Source organism: Micromonospora sp. LZ34 (genome assembly GCF_052981855.1).
On record NZ_JBRIQN010000019.1, the window covers coordinates 97,170 to 115,461 of the forward strand.

Here is an 18,292-nt window from a genome sequence, read left to right on the forward strand (position 1 = left end):
GCGTCGGGTACGCTTGCCGGCGTGACGCGTTCGTATCGATGGTTTAGGCAGCCGGCTCGCCAGCCGGTGACTTCACCATGATCTGACGTCACCGCAGCAACGAGCCGGCCGGGCAGGAGCGTGAAGTTCCTGCCCTTTCGCATGCGAGCAGCCGGCTCGACCCGGGCACCGGCCCCGGGCACGGTCGGCGGAAGGATGCCCACCGTGACGACCCCGGAGACCGATCGGGTCAGCGACCAACGGATCGACCGCGTCGTGCCGTTGACCACTCCGGCCCTGCTCCACCACGAGCTGCCCCTGGACGACGCGCTCGCCTCGGCCGTGCTGTCCGGCCGGCGCGCGGTGGGCCGGGTGCTGGACCGAGCGGACGACCGCCTGCTGGTGGTGGTCGGCCCCTGCTCGGTGCACGACCCGGCCGCCGCCCTGGAGTACGCCCACCGGCTCCGCGCCGCCGCCGACCGCCTCGCCGACGACCTGCTCGTGGTGATGCGCGTCTACTTCGAGAAGCCGCGCTCCACGGTGGGTTGGAAGGGCCTGATCAACGATCCGGGGCTGGACGGCTCGGGTGACGTCAACGCCGGTCTGCGTACCGCCCGGGCGCTGCTGCTCGACGTGCTGCGGCTGGGCCTGCCGGTGGGCTGCGAGTTCCTCGACCCGATCACCCCGCAGTACATCGCCGACACGGTGGCCTGGGGCGCGATCGGTGCCCGCACGGTGGAGAGCCAGGTGCACCGGCAGCTCGCCTCCGGGCTGTCGATGCCGATCGGGATGAAGAACCGGCCGGACGGCAGCATCGGCACCGCCGTGGACGCGATCCGCGCCGCCGGGGTTCCGCACGTCTTCCCCGGCATCGACGTCTCCGGCACGCCGGCGATCATGCACACCCGGGGGAACGCCGACGGGCACCTGGTGCTGCGCGGTGGCGGCGGCCGGCCCAACTACGACGCGGAGTCGGTGGCCGGGGCGCTGGAGCTGCTCCGGGCGGCCGGGCTGCCCGAGCGGGTGGTGGTGGACGCCAGCCACGCCAACAGCGGCAAGGACCACCGCAACCAGCCGAAGGTGGCCGCGGACGTGGCCGGCCAACTCGCCGCCGGGCAGCGCGGCATTGTCGGGATCATGCTGGAGAGCTTCCTGCTCCCCGGCCGGCAGGACCTCGACCCCACCCGCGAGCTGACCTACGGCCAGTCGGTCACCGACGCCTGCATCGGCTGGGACACCACCGACGAGGTCCTCGACCACCTCGCCGCCGCCGTCCGCACCCGCCGCCGCACCCCCGCCCCCACCCCCGCCTGACGCTCTGCCCCCGTTGATCGTGAGGTTGCCGGCGAAATCGATCTCCAGAAGTGCCGCAGCCTCATGATCAACGGGTAGGCGGGAGGGGGTGGGGTGGGTTTGACCGATTCGGGCGCGGGTAGCTGGGCGGGGTGACCGAGGACGTACCCGTGACCGACACACCCGTGGCCGACACCTCCGTGGCCGACGCGCCGGTGGCCGACGCGTCCGTCAGCGACGAGCCGGACATCCGGCGGCTCGACGACCTGCTCGAGGACCTCTACCACGGCCAGGAGCGGATCACCCAGGCGACCATCTACCGCCGGGCGGTCGCCGCGGAACTCCCCGCGCAACTGCTCACCCGGATCGCCGCGCTGCCCGAGGGCGAGTACGCGGTGGACGAGGCGGCGGATCTGCTCGGCGGGTCGGTCACCTGAGGTCCCGGCGATCCCCCCGCGAGAGGAGAGCGAGATGTCCCACCACGAGGAGCAGCACGAGAAGGTCCCGGCGCTCGGCCAACCCCCGGAGGGCGTGGACACGCTGCCGGAGCCGGACTTCGCCAACGAGCACGACAAGACCGCGGTGGACCGCGAGGTGATCACCGGCGCGGACGAGGACGAGCGGGAGCCGGAGGCGGCCCGGGGCTGGGCCGGCGAGGACCACGGGACCACCCCGACCTGACGGACGGGTCGACGCGACAGCGGGGCCGGCGGATCGCCGGCCCCGCTGTCGTCGTGCTCGGGACGTCAGCCGTCGTCGCCCTCGGCGGCCTGCTGCGCCACCGCGTACGCCATCTGGAGGAAGTCCGACGCGGCCACCGCGGTCAGCGCGGTGGCGACCAGCCGGGTGAGCCGCGGGGCGAGCACCAGCCCGCCGGTGAGCCCGGTGGCCACCCAGACCGCCAGGCAGAACGGGCAGCTGAGCAGCTCGCCGATGGCGTGCCGGGTGGAGCTGCCGGAGTCGCGCACCTCCTCCATCACCTCGCCGCTGCCGATCGGCTTGTCGTAGCGGGTGAACGGGGCGCGCAGGGGGCTGGTCACCGCGTCCTTGGACAGCAGCCGGCTGAGCTTGTGCGTGGCGACGCAGAGCAGCACCACGTCGGCGGTGGCGGGGCGCTCGGGAACCGGCCTGCCGGTCAGCCGGACCAGGCCGGCGATCGCCCCGGCCACACCGGCGTAGCTGCCCATGGCCGCCAGGTAGCCGCCCAGCGGGCGGTACTCGTTCGGCGCGTACGCCTGGCGCAGCCGCGCCACCTTGTCCTTCAGGTCGGTCACCCAATCTCCTCGGTGCTCGCGCCGGCTCAGCCGGCCTGGAGGTTGTCGGCCACCTCGCGGGCCAGGCTGTCCAGGGCCTCACCGGCCAGCCGGTCGGCGTCGGCGCCACCGGTCAGGTCGAGGTGGACCCGGGCCCCGCCGGCGTCGGCGGGGTCCACCCGGAGTTCGGCGCTCCAGTCGCCCGGGGCGCGCCAGCGGGCCGACAGCTCCTCCGCGCTGGCGTGCTCGGCGGGGGTGCCGTCGGCGCGCAGCGGCTCGGGCAGCCACGCTGCCGCCCGGGCGGGATCGGTCGCGGTGCTGAAGACCACCTCGGGCGGGGCGGAGACACCGCGCTCGGCGGACGCCATCACTCGTCCCGCAGCCGGCTCGGGTCGACCTCGCGCCCCGGATGCCGGGCGAGGTACTCGGTCTCCAGCTCGGCGGTGCGGCGCAGGTGGTGCGCGAGCGCCGAGTCGGACGCGTGCCGGAGCGTGTCCAGCCGGGTGCGGTGCAGGCTGTGCATCTCGCGGATCAGGTCCTCGTCGGCCAGTTCGGCGGGGTCGACACCGAGCAGGTCGCCGTCGTCGTCCACGCCGGTGGAGGCCATGTCGTGGACCTGGTCGCCGCCCCACTCCGGCATCCGCTGCTCCGGGCTCGGGAACTCGTCCTGTCGTACTGATCCGGTCATCACGCCCCCCTGGTCGAGTTTTGGGCTGGCGTCTAGACGGATGCCCACACCGGGTCGCACCAAACCATCCCGGGCGTGGACGGACTACGACACCGCGTCGGAGAACGCGGCCGGCCCCGGTACCCTCGATGCCATGAAGCGGCTCTGGACCCCGGCGTGGATCGCGCGCCACGTGGTCATGGTCGTGCTGGTCGTGGGCTTCCTGGCGCTGGGCTGGTGGCAGATCGGCCGGGCCGCCGCGGGTAACGCGTTGAGCTGGGCCTACGCCTTCGAGTGGCCGATCTTCGCGGGCTTCGTTGTGTTCGTCTGGTGGCGCGAGGTCCGGCACGCCCTGCGCGGGCCGGCCGCCGCGGACGAACCCGGGACGCCGCCGGCACCGTCCGGGGGCGCGGCCCGTCTGGGCGTACGCCGACCGGTGCGGGTCGCCCGGGCGCCGGCGGCCGACGCCGAGGGCGAGGACACCGACCTGGCCGCCTACAACCGCTACCTGCAATGGTTGAACGCCAATCCGGGCGCCCGGCCCGGTGACTACCCCGGCTGAGGCCGGCTCGGAAGGACGGACGAAGGTGGGCGCAGCCCTTACCCGGTACCGCGTGATCGCCTGGATCGTTGGCGTGGTGCTGATCCTGCTGGTCGTGATCGGCATGCCGCTGAAGTACGGGTTCGACAACCCGGTCGTGGTGGAGACGGTGGGCCCGGCACACGGTTTCCTCTACATGGTCTACCTGGTGGCCGCGTTCGACCTGGCCCGCCGGGCCGACCTGCCGCTGAAGCGGATGCTCGCCGTGATGCTGGCCGGCACCGTGCCGTTCGTCTCCTTCTACGCCGAGCGCCGGGTCACCGCCTGGGTCACCCCGCGCCCCGAGCGCACGCCGGAGCCGGTCGCCGGCTGACCGTCGCCCGCGACGGGCCCGTGGCGAGCCGGTTCACCGGCTCGGCCGCCACGGGTCCATCGAGGCGAGCGGTTCCTCCCAGCCGCCGTAGCGGTTCATCTCCCGGGCCCGGCGCAGGGCCCGGGACACCTGGCCGAACTGCCGCTCGTCGTCGCTGCTGAACAGCAGCAGCTCGGTGCCCCGGTGCCAGCCCCACAGCTCGTACGCCGGCGGCCGCCACCGGTCCCCCGCCGCGGCGAGCAGCACCGGCAGCAGGAACACCACACCCAGGGTGAGGTACGCCCCGGCGGTGAGCCGTTGCAGGCCGCCGGTGAAGCCGAGCAGCAGCCCGACGCCGGCGATCACGGCACCGCTGGCGGCGACGGCGCGTACCGCCACCCGGTCGTGCGGCCCGCGGGTGGTGTGCAGGTGGGTCAGCTCGGCGACCCGCCAGGTGTTGCGGCCGACGGTGAACCGGTCGACGGTGACGATGATCCCGGGGCGGGCGTATAGCAGGGTGTTCTTCTTCTCCGCGGTCACCTTGGTGGGTCGGGGCGGTCGCGGCGGTCGGGTCGTGGCGCCATCGTGGTTCACGGCTACCTCCCACGGCTGTGCGCCGGGTCGGCCGCCGCCGGTACGGGCATCGATGCCCGCCGACGGGATTCCCGGCTCCGCGCTTCATTGTGTTGCCGCCCCGCCAGCCCGGACGGCCGTTTTCGCCGTCCCGGCTGTTCCGCCGGCCCGCCCTCCGCCGGATAGAGCCATCCAAGTCCGTCTTTTCGGTTATAGCGCTTCAGCAACCGGCGGCATACGCCTGGAACGACGAATCCGACAGATCCCCCGTACGACGAAAAGCCGGGCAGCCGCGCGCCCGGCGGAGCGACGCGGCGCCCACCGACCGTGACGGTACCGGCCCGCCATTCCCGCCCCTTTGCCAACATTCGCCCCGGCTTTCACTGCGAGCCACTCCTGCACCGGGTTAGGTTGAGCGGGCCCGGCCCGGTCGACCGCCGTCCATCCGGATGGCGCCGGCCCGGGTGCCGCCCGGGGGCGTCAGCAGCCCACGGCGGCCGGTGGGAGAGGAGCCTTCCGCTCTTGTCGTCCCTCAAAAACACGCTGCGCGGCCTGGCCGTCGCGATGCTGTCGGCCGCGCTGGTCACGCCGGCCACGGCGGCCTGGGCCGAGCCGTCCGCCGCGGAACTGACCCGGCGGATCGAGAAGTCCTCGACGGAGCTGGAGCACGTGGTCGAGGCGCACAACAAGCTCCGGGAGCAGATGAAGGAGAACCAGGCGGCTGTGGCCGGTCTGCAGGAGCGCATCGCGCCGCTGGAGCGGCAGGCCGAGCAGAGCCGGGCCGACGTCGGCGCGCTCGCCGTGACCGCGTACAAGAACGGCGGCAACCTGAGCACCGCCGACGCGCTGCTGCGACCGGACTCCGCCAGCACGCTGCTGGACCGGCTCGGCACGCTCGATCAGCTCACCCGGCAGCGGCAGGAGCGGATCGCCGGGTTCACCGCCAGCCAGCGCGCGCTGCTCGACGAGAAGACCCGGCTGGACGTCACGCTCAGCCGGCAGGCGGCCCAGGCCCGCGAGCTGGCGGCCGGCCGGAAGCGCATCGAACGGGACCTGGCCGGCCTCTACGAACTGCGCCGTCAGGCGTACGGCCGGGCCACCGAGGCGCCCGCCGCGCGGCCGGACAGCGCCAACGACGCCCCCGCCATCTCCGGCCGGGCCGGGGTGGCGGTCCGCTACGCCTACGGCGCGCTCGGCAAGCCGTACCGGTGGGGCGCCGACGGGCCGGACGGGTACGACTGCTCCGGCCTCACCTCCGCCGCCTGGCGGGCGGCCGGCAAGTCACTGCCGCACAACACCCGGATGCAGTGGGGCGTGGTGGCGCACATCAGCCGCAGTGAGCTGCGCCCCGGCGACCTCGTGTTCTACAGCGGCCTCGGGCACGTGGGCCTCTACGTCGGCGGCGGCCAGGTGATCGACGCGCCCAGCGCCGGGCGCAACGTGCTCAAACGGGGCATGAACCTGATGCCCATCCAGGGCTACGGTCGGGTCCGCTGACCGCTGACAACGAAGACGAACGGCCGGCGTCCCCCTATCGGACGCCGGCCGTTCCTCGTCATTACTACCAGCTCAGGCCGCCTGCAGCCCCTCCGCGCGAGCCAGCTCGCGGAGCCGGCCGAGCGCCTGGATCTCCAGCTGGCGGATCCGCTCCCGGGAGAGCGAGAACCGCGAGGCCACCTCGGTGAGCGAGTGCTCCCGGCCGTCCTCGAGCCCGTACCGGGCCCGCATGATGCCGGCCGACCGGTCGTCGAGGTGGTTGAGCAGGCCCTCGATCCGCTGCCGCTCCAGGCCGGTGAGGACGATCTCCTCCGGCGACGGGGCGTCGCTGTCGGCGACCAGGTCACCGAGGTTGGTGTCCCCGTCGTCGCCGACCGGCGTGTCCAGCGACACGGTGTCCTGCGACCACCGGACCAGCTCGTTGACCCGCTCGACGGTGACCCCGAGGGCCGCCGCGATCTGCTCCGGCTCCGGGTCGCTGCCCAGCTCACGGGTCAGCTGGCGGGCCACGTTGCGCATCCGGTTGACGTCCTCGACCAGGTGCACCGGCAGTCGCACGGTGCGCTCCTGCTGGGCGATCGCCCGGCTGATCGCCTGGCGGATCCACCAGGTCGCGTAGGTGGAGAACTTGTAGCCCCGCTCGTAGTCGAACTTCTCGACCGCCCGGACGAGGCCGGTGTTGCCCTCCTGGATCAGGTCCAGCATGGGCATGCCGGAGCGCACGTAGCGTCGGGCGATCGACACGACCAGTCGCAGGTTCGCCCGGATGAACAGGTCCTTGGCCCGCTCACCCTCGGCGACCAGCCGCTCCAGTTCGTCCCGGTCGACGCCGGCCGGGACGCGGTCCTCGGCGAGCAGGTGCTCGGCGTAGAGGCCGGCCTCGATCGCCTTGGAGAGCTCGACCTCCTTGGCGGCGTCCAGCAGCGGCGTCCGGGAGATCTCGTGCAGGTAGACGCCGACCAGGTCCCGCTCCTCGGCGACCTCGTCGGTTCGCATGCCGATGTTCTTGTCCACGTTGCCCACGGTCCCCTCGCTCGCGCCGGTTGCCCGGTTCCTTGCCATCCCCACGTCCATCAGCCCTCCCCCGTAACTTCCGCCGTGCCCACCGGTGCTGACACCTACACAACAGATGAGACGTGTCGGGGATTCCATGTCGTGAGTCGAAAGTGTCACGAATGCCTGATAATCAGCTGAGAGCCCGGTCCATGTTTGCTGTCAGCACCCGTCGGGCTGCTCATCGGTGGGCACCACGCACGGGTCGGCGGATCGACGGACGCCATCCGCCCGGTCCATGGCAACACCGCCCGGCCCGGGAGCACAGCGACCCGGGTCACCGCCGCGCTGCGATCCTGGTCACTGCCACATACGCGCGGGCGGCCGGGTCGGTTCATCCACGCCCGTGGTGATACCCCACGGCAGGTTGAACAATCCGGGGCCTCCGGTTATGCCCACCGCACCGGACGGGTTCGGGACGTGTCGGACGCCACGTCCGGAGGCGCCCAGTCGGCGCGTCCGGGGCGGCCACCGCGCCGGCCACCGAAGGTGCGCGGCGCGTGCCCGGGTGGGTCAGGAGGCGAGCAGGGCGAGCGCGCCGCGCACCTGGTCGGCGGAGCGGGCCAGGGCGGCCCGCGCGACCGACACCTCCGCCCCGGAGACGAGCGATACCAGCGCGGTCTTCAGGTCACCGTCGGCCTCGTCGAGCGCGCGGCGGCAGATCTCCTCCGCGCACCCGGTCGCCTCCATCAGGATCGAGATCATCCGGCCCCGCAACTTGGCGTTGGTGGCCACCATGTCGATCATGAGGTTCGAGTAGACCCGGCCCAACCGCACCATCACGGCGGTGGAGAACGTGTTGAGCACCAGCTTCTGCGCGGTGCCCGCCTTCATCCGGGTCGACCCGGTGACCACCTCGGGGCCGGTGTCCACCCCGATGAAGACGTCGACCGACCGAGCGGCCTCCGCCTCCGGGTTCGCGCAGAGCAGCACTGTCGCGGCCCCGGCGGCCCGGGACGCGGCGAGCGCCCCGAGGACGTACGGGGTGCGCCCGCTGGCGGCCAGCCCGACCACCACGTCACCGGCGCGTACGCAGTCGGCCGCCTCCGCCGCGCCGGCCCGGTCGTCGTCCTCGGCGTTCTCCACCGGCTGCCACATGGCGTCCGGCCCGCCGGCGAGGTGGGCGCAGAACCAGTGCCGTGGGGAGTTGAAGGTGGGGGCGAGTTCCGCCACGTCGAGCACGCCCAGCCGGCCCGACGTGCCGGCGCCGAAGTAGTGCACCCGGTGGCCGCCGCGCAGGGCGGTCACCGCGAGGTCGACCGTCGCGGCGATCTGGTCGAGGACGGCGGCGACCGCCCCCGGCACCCGCCGGTCCGCGTCGTTGATCACCGACAGCACCTCGCGGGTCGACATCAGGTCGAGGTCCACGCTGAGCGGGTTGCGGCGTTCGGTGGGCGCGCCGACCCGGATCACCGGCCCGGCCGCCATCGAAGGCGCCTGCTCGTCCGGCTCCACCGCCGTCATGCCCGCCTCCGGCCGGAGCCCACCCGGTGCGACTGGACCGCCTCGGCGGTGGCCTCGAGCGCCTTCCTGGCCCGGGCGCGGTTGCGCGCGGCCACCCCGACGAAAAGGCAGTCGACCACGGTGAGCTGGGCCAGCCGGCTGGCCATGGCGCCGGACCGGTAGGTGGTCTCGCGGGCCGCCGTGGTGAGCACGAAGTCGGCCACCTCGGTGATCGGCGAGCGCGGGAAGTTGGTCAGCGCCACCGTCGCCGCGCCCCGGGCCCGGGCCTGCTCCAACACCTCCACCACGTCGGAGGTGGTGCCGGTGTGCGAGATGCCCACCGCCACGTCGCCCCGGCCGAGCAGCGCGGCCGAGGTCAGCGCCGTGTGCACGTCCGGGAAGTAGAAGGCGGTCCGGCCGATGCGGTGCAGCTTCTGCTGGAAGTCCGAGGCGACGAAGCCGCTCGCGCCCGCGCCGTAGACGTCGATCCGGCCGGCGTTGACGATGGCGTCGACCACCTGTTCGCAGACCGCCGGGTCGAGTTGCTCGGCCGTCTCCTCGACGGCGCGGGCGTCGTTGAACGCGATGGTCGCGATGATCTGGGCGAGGTCGGCGCCGGGCGGGATGTCGCCGCCGACCACGCGGGCGTCCGGCGGCTCGACCCGGCGGGCGGCCTCGGCGGCCAGCCGGATCCGCAACTGCGGGTAGCCGTCCATGCCGACCGACCGGCAGAACCGGATCACGGTCGCCTCGGACGTCTCGGCGGCGGTGGCGAGATCGGTGATGGTCCGCCGGGCGGCGTCGGCCGGGTCGGCGACGACCAGCCGGGCGACCCGCTGCTCGGCCGGGGACAGCGACGGGAGCAGGCCGCTGATGTGGACGATCAGTCCACCCGGCTCGTGACTCGCAGAAATCTTCGGACTCTTCGCCACGGATGAAACTTACTTTCATGAGGCGTGAGCGTCAACCATGACTCCGCGTGTTGGCGAAAGTACCGCCAATCGGCGCGCTCCGCTTGACAGCGTGCCATTGCGTAGCAACGGGCGGCTCCGCCCACCGGCTCGGACCGACTGCCGGACGGCCGCCGGTCGTCGCCGGGCGGGCACCACGCCCGGCGGCCGCGCCGATAGCGTGGCGGCATGGCGGATCGCAGTGTGCTGGTGACCGGAGGCACGGGTGGGCTCGGCGGTGCGGTCACCGCCGCGTTCGTGGCGGCGGGCTGGCGGGTGGTCGTACCGCAGCGGACGAGTCCGGCGACGGCGGCGGACGGGCCGGTCCGGGTCGTCGCGGACCTGACCGACCCGGCCGGGGCGCACCGCGCGGTCGAGGTCGCGGCCGGCGACCCGGCGGCGCCACTGCGCGCGGTGGTCAACCTGGTCGGCGGGTACGCCGGCGGCGGCAAGGTGCACGAGACACCGGTCGAGGAGTTCGAGCGGATGCTGGCCGTCAACCTCCGCCCCACCCACCTGGTCACCCGGGCGGCCCTGCCGCACCTGGTGGCGGCCGGGGGCAGCGCGGTGGTCTGCGTCTCGTCCCGGGCGGCGGTCGCCCCGTTCGCCGGGGCCGCCGGCTACATCACCGCCAAGGCGGCGGTGCTCGCCTTCGCGGGCGCGGTGGCGGTGGAGTACCGGTCCGCCGGGGTGCGCTGCAACACCGTGCTGCCCAGCGTCATCGACACCCCGGCCAACCGGGCGGCCCAGCCGGACGCCGACCACTCCCGCTGGGTCGACCCGGCCCAGATCGCGCCGGTGATCCGTTTCCTGGCCTCCGACGAGTCGGCGCCGACCAGCGGCGCCGCGATCCCGGTCTACGGCCGGGCCTGAGCGCTGCGGAACACCCGCGCCGGCAGCCGCCCCGGCGGCCGGGCCGCACCGGTCTCTGCGGGCGGCGGACCGTCGGGGCGCGGTTCGGCCGCCGACAGCCAGCCGGCCAGGTGGTCCTGGATCTGCCGGGACACCTCATCCGGCGAGCGGCCGGCGTCGACCAGCACGAACGTCGGGTACTCGGGCAGGGTCCGGTAGGCGTGGTCGGCCGCGGCGAGGTAGCCGATGCTCTCGTGGTCGGTGCCGCGCCGCTCGATCCGCCGGTACGCCTCGGCCGGGTCGACGGCCAGCAGGAAGGTGACCTGCGGGGCCGGGAAGATCCGGTAGCCGAGCCGGGCCAGCCGCTCCCAGCGGCGCCCGCCGTGCGCCCGGATGCTCACGTACTGGCAGACGGAGTAACGGTCCATCACCGCGACCCGGCCGGTGACCAGGCGGCTGAGCAGGGCGGCGGCAATGGCGAGCCAGCGCAGCGCGGACTCCACCACGAGCAGGCCGCGCCGCCCGACCAGCCGCTGGGCGTCCGGCCGGCCGAGCCGCTGTGCGACCCGGCCCAGCCAGCGCCGGCCGCCGGCGTTGCGGTGGTAGGTGGCGGGGCGACCCGACGTGGTGAGCGCGTCGGCGAGGCGGTGCGCCTGGGTGGTCTTGCCCGAACCGTCGATGCCGATCAGCGCGACGGCGCGCAATCGGGCCCTGCCGCGCCGTCCCCACGTTGATCTGGCCACCTTGCAGAGGCTATCCGACGGGCGCTCGCCTACCGGGTGGTTTGTCCTTCCTGCGCCCGGTTGGCACCCACCCGCGACCCGGCCAGGTGTGGACGACCGGAATGCCGGGTACGGAAGTTCGATCCCAACCGCCTGTCCACCTTCACGACGACGGGAGATCCAGATGGCCGAGCGCGGGGACGAGACCCTGGTAACCACCCTGAAGAAGGTCGCCGCCGTGCTCAAGCAGTCCGAGATCCCGTTCGCCCTGGGCGGCAGCTTCGCGGTGTACGCGCACGGCGGCCACTCCAGCGAGCACGACGTCGACTTCCTGATCCGCGGGGACGACGTCGACCGCGCCCTGGAGGCCCTGGTGGCGGCCGGCTTCACCGCCGAGCGCCCGCCGGAGGACTGGCTGGTGAAGGTCTACGACGACGGGCGGATGGTGGACCTGATCCACCGGCCCATCGAGACCCCGGTGACCGAGGAGACGTTCGCCGACACCGTGGTCCGGCCGGTCGACGCCATCCACATGCCGGTGCTCTCGGCCACCCAGTTGATGGTGCACAAACTGCTCAGCTTCTCCCAGCACTACTGCGACTTCGCCCGGGGTCTGCCGCTGGCCCGCTCGTTGCGGGAGCAGATCGACTGGGAACGGGTACGCAAGGAGACGCAGCACTCGCCGTACGCGGAGGCGTTCCTGGTGCTGCTCGACCGGCTGGACGTGGTGCCGTACTCCGGCACCCCGGAGGGGAAGGGGACACCGTGACCGTGCATCGCGGCGCCGGGCCACCCGACGAGTACGTCGAGGCGGAGATCCACCGGATGCTGACCGAGGATCCGGACGTGGCCGAGCAGGGGATCACCGTGGTCCGCCGGGAACGCGCCCTCGTGATCTACGGCGAGGTGGAGAGCGCGCACCGGCGCGAGGAGATCCTGCGCCGGGTGGCCGAGCGTTTCCCCGACGTGCCGATCACCAGCGACATCGGGGTGATCCGCGCGCAGGCGCCCACGGAGATCGAGGAACTGCCCTGAGGAGGTTCGATGGTGATCCGGATCGCCGCCGTGGGCGACGTGCATCTGGACGAGGACGTGGTCGGCCGGTTCCGGCCGGCCCTGGAGGAACTGCCCGAGCACGCCGACGCGCTGCTGCTCGCCGGTGACCTGACCCGGCACGGCACCGAGTCCGAGGCGCGCTGCGTGGCCCGGGAGTTCGGTGGACTCGGCGTGCCGGTGGTGACCGTGCTCGGCAACCACGAACACCAGTGCGACCAGGTGCCGCAGGTGGTCAAGGTGCTGGAGGACGTCGGGATCACCGTGCTGGAGGGCACCGGCGTGGTGCTGGAGTGCCCCGGTGGCCGGCTCGGCATCGCCGGGGTGAAGGGCTTCGGCGGCGGCTTCGCGGGCCGCTGCGCCAGCGACTTCGGCGAGCCGGAGATGAAGGCGTTCGTACGGACCACCATCGACAGCGCCGACCGGCTGGGCGAGGCGCTGCGGTCCCTGGACTGCGACGTGCTGGTGTCGCTCACCCACTACTCGCCGGTGCCGGACACGCTCGCCGGCGAGCCGCTGGAGATCTATCCGTTCCTCGGCTCGTACCAGCTGGGGCAGGCGATCGACTCGGCGCCCACCGCGCTGGCCCTGCACGGCCACGCGCACCACGGCAGCGAGCGGGGCACCACCCCGGGCGGAGTACGCGTGCGCAACGTCGCCCACCCGGTCATCAAGCAGGCCTACAGCGTCTTCCACCTGGGTGACCACCTCGATCAACACCAGGTTTCCCGGATCGGAACCTCGGGTATGGAGCGGTCATGGAGCTGATTCTCTGGATTCTCGCAGTCGTACTCGTGGTCGCCGGCATCCTGGCACTGTTCCGCCGGCAGATCCTGTGGGGCATCGTCCTCATCGTGGTCGGGCTGTTGGTGGGCCCGGGCGGGGTCAGCATCTTCAATTGACCTCGCGGTCGGTGTACGCACCCGGACCCGCCGGGGTCGTCGCGGCCGGAGCTCCGTCCTCCCGACAGGAGCACCGGACGCGACGACCCCGGCGCCTTACGTTCCGGCCCGATCCGGAGGTTTGCCCACCTCGCCCGGCGGCGATATCTCGACCGTGGAGATGTCGGAGCGCGCCCGACACGGCGCGCGGCAGTGGTGGGCCCTGCTCGGGTTCGCCGCGGCGGTCTTCGTCGCGGCCGCGATCGGCGGGTTGGGCGTCCAGGGCGCCGGCGCGGAGTACGCCGGGCTCGAACAGCCCGCCTGGGCCCCGCCCGCGTGGCTCTTCGGGCCGGTCTGGAGTCTTCTCTACGCGCTGATCGCGCTGGCCGGCTGGCTGGTCTGGCGCCGGGTCGGCTTCGGCGCGGCGCTCGTCGCCTGGACCGTGCAGCTGGTGCTGAACGCGATCTGGACCCCGCTCTTCTTCGGCGCCGGCCGGTACGGGCTGGCGTTCGCCGAGATCGTGCTGCTCTGGCTGGCGATCGGGGTGACCGTCGTGCTCTTCCACCGGGTCCGGCGGCCGGCCGCGGCGCTGCTGCTGCCGTACTGGGCGTGGGTCACCTTCGCCGCCGCGCTCAACCTCGCCATCTGGCGACTGAACAGCTGAGCGGCGGGCCCCACGGAGGCGGGGCCCGGCCGCCGGTTCAGCAGCGCGGCACGTTCGGGATGTACCCGTCGTGGCCGGTGTAGACGTACGCGTCGGAGATGAAGCGGCCGGTGCCGATCCGGTCCCAGATGGTGCTGGTGCCGTAGGTGCCGGTGACACTGGTGCCGCTGGTCTGGCAGTAGATCGTCACCCGGGCGCCGTCGGCGACGGTGCCGACCGCGTCGTAGCCGGTGCCCGGGCCGGAGCGCACGGTGAGCGGCGTGCCGCTGGTGTTGACGGTGCCGGAGCCGGTCGTGCCGCCGCAGCCGTTGTCACTGGTGTAGTTCTTGGTACCCCAGTAGAGCGCGAGCGCCCCGTTGAACCGGACCTGGATGTCGCCGCCGTTCAGCCGCTGCTCGTAGTGCAGGTGCGGACCGGTCGAGCCGCCGGTGCTGCCGACCCAGCCGATCACCTTGCCGTAGCCGACGCTCTGCCCGACCGAGACGTTGAAGCCGTTCAGGTGGGCGTAGTAGGTGGTGTAGCCGCCGCCGTGGTCGATCCGGACGTACTTGCCGTAGCTGGTGCCACCGAGGTCGGTGACCCGGTCGACCGTGCCGGGGGCGCTGGCCACCACCGGGTCGCCGAGGTCGTCGGTGCGGTTGAAGTCGACCGCGTACGCCGGGCTGTGGTTGGTCCGGGTCTGCCCGGACCAGGTCTGCCCGCAGGGGAAGGGGACCTTGAACGTCGGGGCGGCCATCGCCGGGGCCGCCGGCAAGACGACACCCACGGCGAGCAGGCCGGCCGCGATCAGGCTCAACCACCGCTTACCCATCCAGCACCTCCTATGTTGAAATCCTTCGATCACCTGCCCTCAGCGTGACAGAAATCGCCATCGATCGAAAGAGGTGAGAATCCAGGCTGGGAGCGCGCCCACCGCGAAACGAGTCGGTTTCCGGATTGTTACTCGGTCGTGTCCGGTGGGGGCTGGACCGGGTCGGATGCAAGCGCTTACATGTGGGGACGCCCATCGGACCGGCGTCAGGTCACCCCCCGTGACCGCGCCGGCAAGAAAGGAGGACGGCATGGCGGTCTTTGCCAGACCACGCCAGGCCTTCGTTATCGCCGGCGTACTGGGGCTGGCGCTCAGCGCCACGGCCTGCGGCACCGGTAACGACAAGAAGAGCGACAACGCGGGCTCCGCGGAGTGTGCCGCATACGAGAAGTACGAGGGGCACGACGGCAAGAAGGTCTCCATCTACGCGTCCATCCGGGACGCGGAGGCCGACCTGCTGGAGCGGTCGTGGGAGCAGTTCACCGAGTGCACCGGCATCGAGATCGACTACGAGGGCAACGCCGAGTTCGAGGCGCAGCTCCCGGTCCGGGTCGACGGTGGCAACGCGCCCGACCTGGCGTTCGTACCTCAGCCGGGTCTGGTGAAGCGGTTCGCCGACGCGGGCAAGCTGAAGGGTCTCGGGGCCGACACCAAGGCCATGGCCGAGCAGAACCTGCCGGCCGACTGGCTGAAGTACGGCACCGTGAACGGGACGCTCTACGGCGTGCCGCTCGGCGCCAACGTCAAGTCCTTCGTCTGGTACTCGCCCAAGACGTTCAAGGAGAAGGGCTGGGAGGTTCCGACCACCTGGGATCAGCTCATCGCCCTGAGCGACAAGATCGCCGCCAGCGGCATGAAGCCGTGGTGCGCCGGCATCGAGTCCGGTGACGCCACCGGCTGGCCGGCCACCGACTGGATCGAGGACGTGCTGCTGCGTACGCAGGGCCCCGAGGTCTACGACCAGTGGACGACCCACGCCATCCCGTTCAACGACCCGCGGGTCGTCGAGGCGGTCGACAAGGCCGGCACCATCCTCAAGAACGAGAAGTACATGAACGGCGGCTTCGGCGGCGTGAAGAGCATCGGCACCACCGCCTTCGGTGAGGCCGGCCTGCCGATCACCACCGGCAAGTGCGCCATGCACCGGCAGGCGTCGTTCTACGCCAACCAGTTCCCGGACAACACCAAGGTGGCCGAGGACGGCGACGCGTTCGCGTTCTACTTCCCGGCCATCGACCCGGCCAAGGGCAAGCCCGTGCTGGGTGCCGGCGAGTTCGTCGTCGCCTACGCCGACCGCCCCGAGGTCCAGGCGGTGCAGACCTACCTCGCCTCCGGCGAGTACGTCAACAGCCGCGCCAAGCTCGGCAACTGGGTCACGGCGAACAACAAGCTGGACATCGCCAACGTCGCCAGCCCGATCGACAAGCTCTCCGTCCAGATCCTGCAGGACAAGACCGGCGTCTTCCGCTTTGACGGATCCGACCTGATGCCGGCCGCGGTCGGCGCGGGGACGTTCTGGAAGGGCATGGTCGAGTGGATCAACGGCAAGGACACCGCGTCGGTGCTCCAGGGCATCGAGAGCAGCTGGAAGTGATCTGAACGGTGGGCCGGTCCGCGCACGCGGGCCGGCCCACCGGCGGATCCGGACCTGGGAGGGTCGATGGAGTTCGACTTCGCGGAGGAACAGCCGAAGTTCCTCATGCTGATGTACGGGCTGATCGCTTTCGTCGCGGTGGTGGGCGGTCTGCTCCTGCTTCTCGACGTGGTGCCGGCCTGGTTCGCCCGCCGCCGGGAGGCGCAGCTCGTCGCCGCCTCCGCCAGCGGCGCCCCGCTCCCCCGCCGCCCGAGGCAACGGGAGGGAGTCTTCGCGCTCTTCTTCCTGCTGCCGACGGTGTTGCTGCTCACCGTCGGGCTGGTCGTCCCGGCCATTCGCACCACGCTGCTCTCGTTCATGGACGCGGGCAGCAACGACTGGGTGGGGCTGCGCAACTACGGCTGGATGTTCTCCGACGACTCGATCGTCCGGGTCCTGATCAACACCCTGGTCTGGGTGCTCCTGGTCCCGCTGGTGGCGACCGCGTTCGGCCTGATCTACGCCGTGCTGGTGGACAAGGCCCGGTTCGAGGCGGTGGCCAAGTCGCTGATCTTCCTGCCGATGGCCATCTCGTTCGTCGGCGCGAGCATCATCTGGAAGTTCGTCTACGCCTACCGCGGCGAGGGCGACCAGATCGGCCTGCTCAACCAGATCGTGGTCAGCCTCGGCGGCGAACCCAAGCAGTGGCTGCTCGAGTCACCGCTGAACACGCTGCTGCTGATCGTCATCATGATCTGGATCCAGGCCGGCTTCGCCATGGTGGTGCTCTCCGCCGCGATCAAGGCGATCCCCGCGGACATCGTGGAGGCCGCCCGGCTCGACGGGGTCAGCGCGTGGCAGATGTTCTGGCGGATCACCATGCCGAGCATCCGCCCGGCGCTGATCGTGGTGGTGGTGACGCTGTCCATCGCCACGCTCAAGGTCTTCGACATCGTCCGGACCTCGACCAACGGCAACTACGACACCAGCGTGATCGCCAACGAGATGTACAACCAGGCGTTCCGGTACGGCCAGAACGGGCAGGGCTCGGCGCTGGCGGTCTTCCTCTTCATCCTGGTCATCCCGATCGTGATCTACCAGATCCGCAACCTCCGTCAGCAGCGGGAGGGCTGAGATGACGACCGCAACGCCCACCGTCGCCGCCGGCACCCAGAAGACCGACGGCCGTACGCCCGGCACCGCCGCCCGGGTCCGCAAGCGGCTGAACAGCCGTACCGCGACCCTCGTCTCGATCGTCATCGCGGTGCTCTGGACCATCCCGACCTTCGGCCTCTTCATCTCCTCGCTCCGGCCGGAGGACGAGATCAAGACCACCGGCTGGTGGACCGCCTTCACCAACCCGCAGTTCACCCTGGAGAACTACCAGGAGGTCCTGTTCGGGCGGTCGGCGTCGTCCGGGCAGCTCGCCAGCTACTTCATCAACTCGCTGGCGATCACCATCCCGTCGGTGCTCTTCCCGCTCGCCTTCGCGGCCCTGGCCGCGTACGCGCTGGCGTGGATCAACTTCCGAGGGCGGGACTGGCTCTACATCGCGATCTTCGCGTTGCAGATCGTGCCCCTGCAGATGGCCCTGGTGCCGCTGCTGAAGTTCTTCTCCACCGGGGTCACCGTCGCCGGCGTCACCCTGATGCCGGCCTGGGACCTGGTCGACGAACAGAAGTTCGCCCAGGTGTGGTTCGCGCACACCTGCTTCGCACTCCCGTTCGCCGTCTTCCTGTTGCACAACTTCATCTCGCAGCTGCCCGGAGACCTGATGGAGGCGGCCCGGGTCGACGGGGCCAGTCACCCGAAGATCTTCCGCACCATCGTGCTGCCGCTGATCACCCCGGCGCTGGCCGCGTTCGGCATCTTCCAGTTCCTCTGGGTCTGGAACGACCTGCTGGTCGCGCTGATCTTCGCCGGGGGTGGCAACGAGACCGCCCCGCTCACCGTCCGGCTGGCCGAGCTGGCCGGCACCCGGGGCAACGAGTGGCAGCGGTTGACCGCCGGCGCGTTCGTCTCGATCGTCGTACCGCTGCTGGTGTTCCTGTCCCTGCAGCGCTACTTCGTGCGAGGCCTGCTCGCCGGCAGCGTCAAGGGCTGACCCGCGGCTCCGCCGCCGCCGGGCGACCGGC

At 71.9% G+C, this 18,292-nt stretch carries 24 protein-coding genes; 15 read left to right on the plus strand and 9 right to left on the minus strand.

Annotated features, from left to right (window positions below; all coding sequences use genetic code 11):
• The first annotated feature begins 195 nt into the window (after positions 1-195).
• The 3 genes from ACVCAH_RS20830 (at position 196) to ACVCAH_RS20840 (ending at position 1,953) form a co-directional block, all read left to right on the plus strand.
• On the plus strand, positions 196-1,293 hold the full coding sequence (locus ACVCAH_RS20830) for a 3-deoxy-7-phosphoheptulonate synthase (protein WP_447137837.1): 1,098 nt from the start codon (positions 196-198) through the stop codon (positions 1,291-1,293).
• Between the two features lie 179 nt (positions 1,294-1,472).
• Positions 1,473-1,709 (plus strand): hypothetical protein, encoded by a 237-nt coding sequence (locus ACVCAH_RS20835; protein WP_447137878.1) that lies wholly within the window; start codon positions 1,473-1,475, stop codon positions 1,707-1,709.
• A 34-nt stretch (positions 1,710-1,743) separates the two neighbouring features.
• Positions 1,744-1,953 (plus strand): hypothetical protein, encoded by a 210-nt coding sequence (locus tag ACVCAH_RS20840; protein ID WP_447137838.1) that lies wholly within the window; start codon positions 1,744-1,746, stop codon positions 1,951-1,953.
• A 65-nt stretch (positions 1,954-2,018) separates the two neighbouring features.
• On the opposite strand, the gene ACVCAH_RS20845 is transcribed toward ACVCAH_RS20840, so the two are convergent.
• Genes ACVCAH_RS20845 through ACVCAH_RS20855 form a run of 3 tightly spaced genes read right to left on the minus strand, consistent with a single transcriptional unit; the run spans position 2,019 to position 3,216 of the window.
• Entirely contained in the window at positions 2,019-2,546 is a 528-nt protein-coding gene (locus ACVCAH_RS20845; protein WP_447137839.1) for a DUF1360 domain-containing protein, read from the minus strand.
• A gap of 26 nt (positions 2,547-2,572) precedes the next feature.
• A complete protein-coding gene (locus ACVCAH_RS20850; RefSeq protein WP_447137840.1) occupies positions 2,573-2,893 on the minus strand; it encodes a hypothetical protein in 321 nt (106 codons plus the stop codon).
• Positions 2,893-3,216 carry a DUF6158 family protein gene (locus tag ACVCAH_RS20855; protein WP_447137841.1) on the minus strand — a complete coding sequence of 108 codons (324 nt, stop codon included), beginning with the start codon at positions 3,214-3,216 and terminating at the stop codon, positions 2,893-2,895. Before ACVCAH_RS20855 ends, ACVCAH_RS20850 begins: the two co-directional genes overlap by 1 nt.
• Positions 3,217-3,346: 130 nt before the next feature.
• Between ACVCAH_RS20855 and ACVCAH_RS20860 the strand changes: the two genes are divergently transcribed.
• Positions 3,347-3,754, plus strand: coding sequence for a hypothetical protein (locus tag ACVCAH_RS20860; RefSeq protein ID WP_447137842.1), 408 nt, complete (start codon positions 3,347-3,349; stop codon positions 3,752-3,754).
• A gap of 25 nt (positions 3,755-3,779) precedes the next feature.
• A complete protein-coding gene (locus tag ACVCAH_RS20865) occupies positions 3,780-4,106 on the plus strand; it encodes a DUF3817 domain-containing protein (RefSeq protein ID WP_447137843.1) in 327 nt (108 codons plus the stop codon).
• Positions 4,107-4,139: 33 nt separating this feature from the next.
• Here ACVCAH_RS20865 and ACVCAH_RS20870 read toward each other — a convergent pair whose 3' ends face one another.
• Positions 4,140-4,679, minus strand: coding sequence for a DUF6232 family protein (locus tag ACVCAH_RS20870; protein ID WP_447137844.1), 540 nt, complete (start codon positions 4,677-4,679; stop codon positions 4,140-4,142).
• Between the two features lie 501 nt (positions 4,680-5,180).
• On the opposite strand from ACVCAH_RS20870, the gene ACVCAH_RS20875 reads away from it, so the two are divergent.
• Positions 5,181-6,155, plus strand: coding sequence for an NlpC/P60 family protein (locus tag ACVCAH_RS20875; protein ID WP_447137845.1), 975 nt, complete (start codon positions 5,181-5,183; stop codon positions 6,153-6,155).
• A 72-nt stretch (positions 6,156-6,227) separates the two neighbouring features.
• Here ACVCAH_RS20875 and ACVCAH_RS20880 read toward each other — a convergent pair whose 3' ends face one another.
• The 3 genes from ACVCAH_RS20880 to ACVCAH_RS20890 all read right to left on the minus strand — a co-directional run bounded on the left by ACVCAH_RS20880 (position 6,228) and on the right by ACVCAH_RS20890 (position 9,583).
• Positions 6,228-7,217 carry a sigma-70 family RNA polymerase sigma factor gene (locus ACVCAH_RS20880; RefSeq protein ID WP_447137846.1) on the minus strand — a complete coding sequence of 330 codons (990 nt, stop codon included), beginning with the start codon at positions 7,215-7,217 and terminating at the stop codon, positions 6,228-6,230.
• Between the two features lie 504 nt (positions 7,218-7,721).
• A complete protein-coding gene (gene murQ, locus ACVCAH_RS20885; protein WP_447137847.1) occupies positions 7,722-8,672 on the minus strand; it encodes an N-acetylmuramic acid 6-phosphate etherase in 951 nt (316 codons plus the stop codon).
• Positions 8,669-9,583: a MurR/RpiR family transcriptional regulator gene (locus ACVCAH_RS20890; RefSeq protein WP_088992263.1), complete on the minus strand. Its 915-nt coding sequence runs from the start codon at positions 9,581-9,583 to the stop codon at positions 8,669-8,671. The genes murQ and ACVCAH_RS20890 overlap by 4 nt, the downstream gene beginning before the upstream one ends.
• A gap of 207 nt (positions 9,584-9,790) precedes the next feature.
• Between ACVCAH_RS20890 and ACVCAH_RS20895 the strand changes: the two genes are divergently transcribed.
• Positions 9,791-10,474, plus strand: coding sequence for an SDR family NAD(P)-dependent oxidoreductase (locus ACVCAH_RS20895; RefSeq protein ID WP_447137848.1), 684 nt, complete (start codon positions 9,791-9,793; stop codon positions 10,472-10,474).
• Here the strand turns inward: ACVCAH_RS20895 and ACVCAH_RS20900 are convergent.
• Positions 10,459-11,196, minus strand: coding sequence for a dTMP kinase (locus ACVCAH_RS20900; RefSeq protein ID WP_447137849.1), 738 nt, complete (start codon positions 11,194-11,196; stop codon positions 10,459-10,461). The two genes, ACVCAH_RS20895 and ACVCAH_RS20900, sit on opposite strands and share 16 nt — an antisense overlap.
• On the opposite strand from ACVCAH_RS20900, the gene ACVCAH_RS20905 reads away from it, so the two are divergent.
• The 5 genes from ACVCAH_RS20905 to ACVCAH_RS20925 all read left to right on the plus strand — a co-directional run bounded on the left by ACVCAH_RS20905 (position 11,132) and on the right by ACVCAH_RS20925 (position 13,773).
• Entirely contained in the window at positions 11,132-11,944 is an 813-nt protein-coding gene (locus tag ACVCAH_RS20905) for a nucleotidyltransferase family protein (RefSeq protein WP_447137850.1), read from the plus strand. The genes ACVCAH_RS20900 and ACVCAH_RS20905 overlap by 65 nt on opposite strands.
• Before the next feature lie 56 nt (positions 11,945-12,000).
• Complete coding sequence (locus ACVCAH_RS20910; RefSeq protein WP_447137879.1) at positions 12,001-12,210, plus strand: hypothetical protein; 210 nt, start codon at positions 12,001-12,003, stop codon at positions 12,208-12,210.
• A gap of 9 nt (positions 12,211-12,219) precedes the next feature.
• Positions 12,220-12,996, plus strand: coding sequence for a metallophosphoesterase family protein (locus ACVCAH_RS20915; RefSeq protein ID WP_447137851.1), 777 nt, complete (start codon positions 12,220-12,222; stop codon positions 12,994-12,996).
• Positions 12,987-13,130 carry a GPGG-motif small membrane protein gene (locus ACVCAH_RS20920; protein ID WP_007464364.1) on the plus strand — a complete coding sequence of 48 codons (144 nt, stop codon included), beginning with the start codon at positions 12,987-12,989 and terminating at the stop codon, positions 13,128-13,130. Before ACVCAH_RS20915 ends, ACVCAH_RS20920 begins: the two co-directional genes overlap by 10 nt.
• A 160-nt stretch (positions 13,131-13,290) precedes the next feature.
• A complete protein-coding gene (locus tag ACVCAH_RS20925; protein WP_447137880.1) occupies positions 13,291-13,773 on the plus strand; it encodes a TspO/MBR family protein in 483 nt (160 codons plus the stop codon).
• A gap of 37 nt (positions 13,774-13,810) precedes the next feature.
• Here the strand turns inward: ACVCAH_RS20925 and ACVCAH_RS20930 are convergent, their stop codons facing one another.
• Complete coding sequence (locus ACVCAH_RS20930) at positions 13,811-14,584, minus strand: peptidoglycan DD-metalloendopeptidase family protein (protein ID WP_447137852.1); 774 nt, start codon at positions 14,582-14,584, stop codon at positions 13,811-13,813.
• Positions 14,585-14,834: 250 nt separating this feature from the next.
• Between ACVCAH_RS20930 and ACVCAH_RS20935 the strand changes: the two genes are divergently transcribed.
• The 3 genes from ACVCAH_RS20935 (at position 14,835) to ACVCAH_RS20945 (ending at position 18,261) form a co-directional block, all read left to right on the plus strand.
• Complete coding sequence (locus tag ACVCAH_RS20935; RefSeq protein WP_447137853.1) at positions 14,835-16,178, plus strand: ABC transporter substrate-binding protein; 1,344 nt, start codon at positions 14,835-14,837, stop codon at positions 16,176-16,178.
• A gap of 66 nt (positions 16,179-16,244) precedes the next feature.
• A complete protein-coding gene (locus ACVCAH_RS20940) occupies positions 16,245-17,291 on the plus strand; it encodes a carbohydrate ABC transporter permease (protein WP_447137854.1) in 1,047 nt (348 codons plus the stop codon).
• A gap of 1 nt (position 17,292) precedes the next feature.
• Complete coding sequence (locus ACVCAH_RS20945; protein ID WP_447137855.1) at positions 17,293-18,261, plus strand: carbohydrate ABC transporter permease; 969 nt, start codon at positions 17,293-17,295, stop codon at positions 18,259-18,261.
• Positions 18,262-18,292: the final 31 nt, after the last annotated feature.